Raw genomic sequence first — 3897 nt, 5'->3', positions numbered from 1 at the left:
TGGGGTCATCGCAGAATGTGCCCCAAAACGTACGCTAAGGCCGCTCGGCTGAGCCCGTGGTGCGCAGGGGCCTGAACCGCTCCCGCGGCGTATCGATGTCGCCCCAGAGATAGTCGCCGGTGAGGCTGACGTGCTCCCAGCCGAGCGGGGCGACGTGGGCGAGGAGCCGTTCTGGAACCTCGACGCCCTGGTGGCGGAGGTGGTCGACGGCGCGGCCGAGATAGACGGTGTTCCACAAGATGATGGCCGAGGCGACCAGGTTCAGCCCAGAGGCGCGGTGCCGCTGGTTCTCGAACGTCCGGTCGCGCAACTCGCCCAGGCGGTTGAAGAAGACGGCCCGGGCGAGCGCGTTGCGCGCCTCCCCCTTGTTCAGGTTGGCGCTCGTGCGCCGTCGCAACTCCGGATCGTCGAGCCAGTCGAGCATGAACAGGGTGCGCTCGACCCGGCCGATCTCGCGCAGCGCCCGCGCCACCGGGTTCTGGCGGGGGTAACCCGCCAGCTTCCTCAGCATGGTGGAGGCCGTGACCGTGCCTGCCTTGATCGAGGCGGCCAGGCGCAGGGCCTCGTCCCAGTGCTCCTCGATCGCCCTGACCTGGATCGGCCCGGCCACGAACGGGCGAAGCGTCGGGAACGAGGCGAGGTCGCAAAGGGCATAGAGCCGTCGCTCGCCGAGATCCCGGATGCGCGGCGCGAACCGGAACCCGAGCAGGTGGCACAGCCCGAACACATGGTCGACGGCGCCGGCCGTATCGGTCGCATGCTCCCGGATGACGAGGCCGCTCTCGTGGTCGAGCAGGCCGTCGATGACGTGCGCCGCCTCGCCGGCATTGGCGGCGATCACCTTGGTGTGGAAGGGCGCGAAGCGGTCGGAGACGTGGGTGTAGAACAGGACCCCCGGCTCGGAGCCGTAGCGGGCGTTGTGATCGGCGCGTGCCTCGCCCCTGCCGCCGGCGCGGAAGAACTGGCCGTCCGACGAGGAGGTGTCGCCGGGACCCCACACCCCGGCGAGCGGATGGGCGTGGTGGTGATCGACGATGGCGGCGAGCGCCGCCGCATAGGTTTCGTCGCGCACGTGCCACTGCGCGGTCCAGAGCAGGCGGGCATGGGTCAGCCCACGGGAACTCTCGGCCATGCGGGAGAGGCCGAGGTTGGTGGCGTCGGCCAGGATGGCGCCCATGAGCGCCGCCGGATCGGCGGCCGGCTCGCCGCTCCTCACGTGCACGAAGCGGTCGCAGAACCCGGTCCAGCCGGCGACCTCGGCCAGCAGCCCGGTGATGCGCACGCGCGGGAGGAGCCCGTAGAGCCTGGCCTTCAACGCCTCCGCTTCGTCCGGCACGGCCCGGCGCAGAGGCGAGAGGGTCAACTCGCCGCCTTCCAGCACCACGTCGGGCAAGGTGCCCGCCACCGCCGCGCGCTCCACCTCGCCCATGCGCCCGGCGAGGCGATCACGCTGCCCGGCCAGCCAGCGGCTCACGTCGGCCTCGACCGCCAGGCCCAGCGTACCCTCCGCCCGCATCGCCGCGAAGGCCGCAGGTGGCAGAAGGTAATCGTCGAGCGTCCGGTAGGCGCGGCTGCCCTCGACCCAAACCCCGCCCGAGCCGAGACGGTCGCGCAGGTGGACCAGGGTGGCGATCTCGTAGGCGCGCCGGTCGAAGCCGCCGGCGGCCGGGAAGACCACCTTGCGCCAGCGGGGTGCCAGGAACGAGGTCGGCACGCTCTTCGGCAGGGTCGACCGGCCTTCGGCATAGAAGCGCCGGAGGGCTGCCACGGCGCTCAGAAGAGGATCGTTCGGGCGAGCGGCCTGGAAGACGAAGCTGGCCAGGAAGGCGGGTACGAACCGGCGCACGGCCGTGTAGCGGTCCACCACCTCCGCCAGCCCGTCCTCACCCGTGCGGGTCAGGTCCTCCGCTGCACGGACGCTCTTCTCCAGGGCCTCCCAGCCGACGCGCTCGCCGACGAGGCTCAGGACGTCGCCCTCGGCCCAGCGGACGTCCAGCAAGGCCCGGCCGAGCCGGGCATGAAGGCGCGCCGTCTCCTTCAGGCGCCTGGTGTCGTCCATCATCCGTTCGGAGCGGGTCCGCTCGGCGCGGCGGAACAGCGATCTCACCATCTTCTCGACCATCGCCACGGCTGCGTCGGTGAGGAGCACCTCCATGTCCAGCGCGAAGGCGCAGAGCGTCGCCAGCCGGCGGCGGCGCTCGAGCCGGGAGAGGTGCTGAGCGCTCATGATCGCGGCCTCGCGTGCGATCACGCCGTAGCGGGCGCGGTGGATGCGTCGGCCCCGGTCCGGCTCCAGGCCGATGCGGCGGACATGCGCCAACCGCTCCAACACCGCCTTCAGGTTGGCGGCGCCGGGCGCCTCCGGCCACTCCCGCACCCAGGCCAGGGCCGTGCGGCCCGGAACGGATCCGGCGGACAGGAGATCGTCCAGCCGCTGGGCCTGGTCCGGCCCGAGGTCGCGGATCAGGCTGGCGAAGGCTTGGCGGCGTGCTTGCGCCCGGGCCGTGAGCGCGATGCGCTCCAGCGTGGAGGCCGCCGGCAACACGATCCGCGTCTCGCGCAGGAGCCGCGTCATGGCCCCCACGATCACCTCGCCCCGGTCGGTCGAGGCGGCGGCCTCCATCGCGACCGCCAGCAGGGTGGAACGGTCGCCGCGCTCGAAGCCGCGCAGTCCCAGCCGCGCCTCGATCTCGGCCCGGTGCTCGCGAAGCGTCGTCTCCCGGCCGGCATAGTCGGCGAAGGTGCCGGGCTCGCAGCCGAGTTGACCGGCGAGGACCTGCAGCAGCGCCGGCGACGGCGTCTCGCCGGGCTCCAGGGGGCGTCCGGGGTGGCGCAGGTAGCAGAGCTGCACGGCGAAGCCGAGCCGGTTGGAGGCGCGCCGCCGCCGCGCCGTCTCGGCGAGGTCGTCCGGCCCCAGGGTGTAGAGACGCTCGACCGTCGGTCGGTCGTCGGGCGGGTCGAAGAGAGCCGACCGCTGTGCGGGTGAGAGGAGGGTGCGCATCGCGACGGTGGCCGGCTCCGATGCTCGTCACGAAACCTGGGCACGAACCGTTCGCGGAGCGTAGACGGGGGAACGGGTTGAGTGACAGGATCTCGTTCGGTTGGACGGCGGCGAGCCGCCTGTCACGCAAACGAGCGTATTTGTGACGACCCTGATCGGCTATGCGCGCGTGTCGAAGGCCGACGGCAGCCAGGTGCATGACCTGCAGCGCGACGCGCTGACGAAGGCCGGCGTGAAGCCGGAGCACATCTACGAGGATGCCGCTTCGGGGCGGCGCGACGACCGTCCCGGGCTTGCGGCCTGCCTCAAGGCGTTGCGGCCTGGCGATACGCTCGCGGTGTGGAAGCTGGACCGGCTCGGCCGCGACCTGCGCCACCTGGTCAACCTGGTGGGGGATCTCACCCGGCGCGGGGTCGGCCTCAAGGTGCTGTCGGGCGAAGGTGCCTCGATCGACACCACCACGGCCAACGGCCGGCTGGTGTTCGCCATCTTCGCCGGACTGGCGGAGTTCGAGCGCGAGCTGATCGTCGAGCGGACCAAGGCCGGCCTGCAGGCCGCTCGCGCCCGGGGCCGGCGGGGTGGCCGCCCCTACAAGATGACGCCGGCCAAGCTGCGCCTGGCCCAGGCCGCCATGGGTCAGCCGGAGACCAGGGTCGGCGACCTGTGCGAAGAACTCGGCATCACCCGCCAGACGCTCTACCGCTTCGTGAGCCCTACGGGTGAGCTACGCGACGATGCCAAGACGCTGCTCGAGCGTCAGGCGAAGCGCACCTGAGCCCATGACGATCGGCGCCGGCGTCCCGTTCCGGCTGGCCGAGCGAGCGAGCCAGCCATGCTCGCCCCTCCCAAGGCCCAGCCCTTAGCGTACGTTTTGGGACACATTCTGCGATGACCCC

General features: G+C 71.9%; 2 protein-coding genes. One reads left to right on the top strand and one right to left on the bottom strand.

The features are described 5' to 3' along the window. Positions 1-34: 34 nt before the first annotated feature. A complete protein-coding gene (locus VP06_RS03090) occupies positions 35-3001 on the bottom strand; it encodes a Tn3 family transposase (RefSeq protein WP_048462377.1) in 2967 nt (988 codons plus the stop codon). Positions 3002-3143: 142 nt separating this feature from the next. Here VP06_RS03090 and VP06_RS03085 point away from each other — a divergent pair, with 142 nt between their 5' ends. Next, positions 3144-3776 (top strand): recombinase family protein, encoded by a 633-nt coding sequence (locus VP06_RS03085; RefSeq protein WP_082167124.1) that lies wholly within the window; start codon positions 3144-3146, stop codon positions 3774-3776. Positions 3777-3897 lie beyond the last annotated feature (121 nt).

This window comes from Methylobacterium aquaticum (genome assembly GCF_001043915.1).
GTDB lineage: Bacteria > Pseudomonadota > Alphaproteobacteria > Rhizobiales > Beijerinckiaceae > Methylobacterium > Methylobacterium aquaticum.
This window is presented reverse-complemented; position numbering and strand designations above follow the sequence as displayed.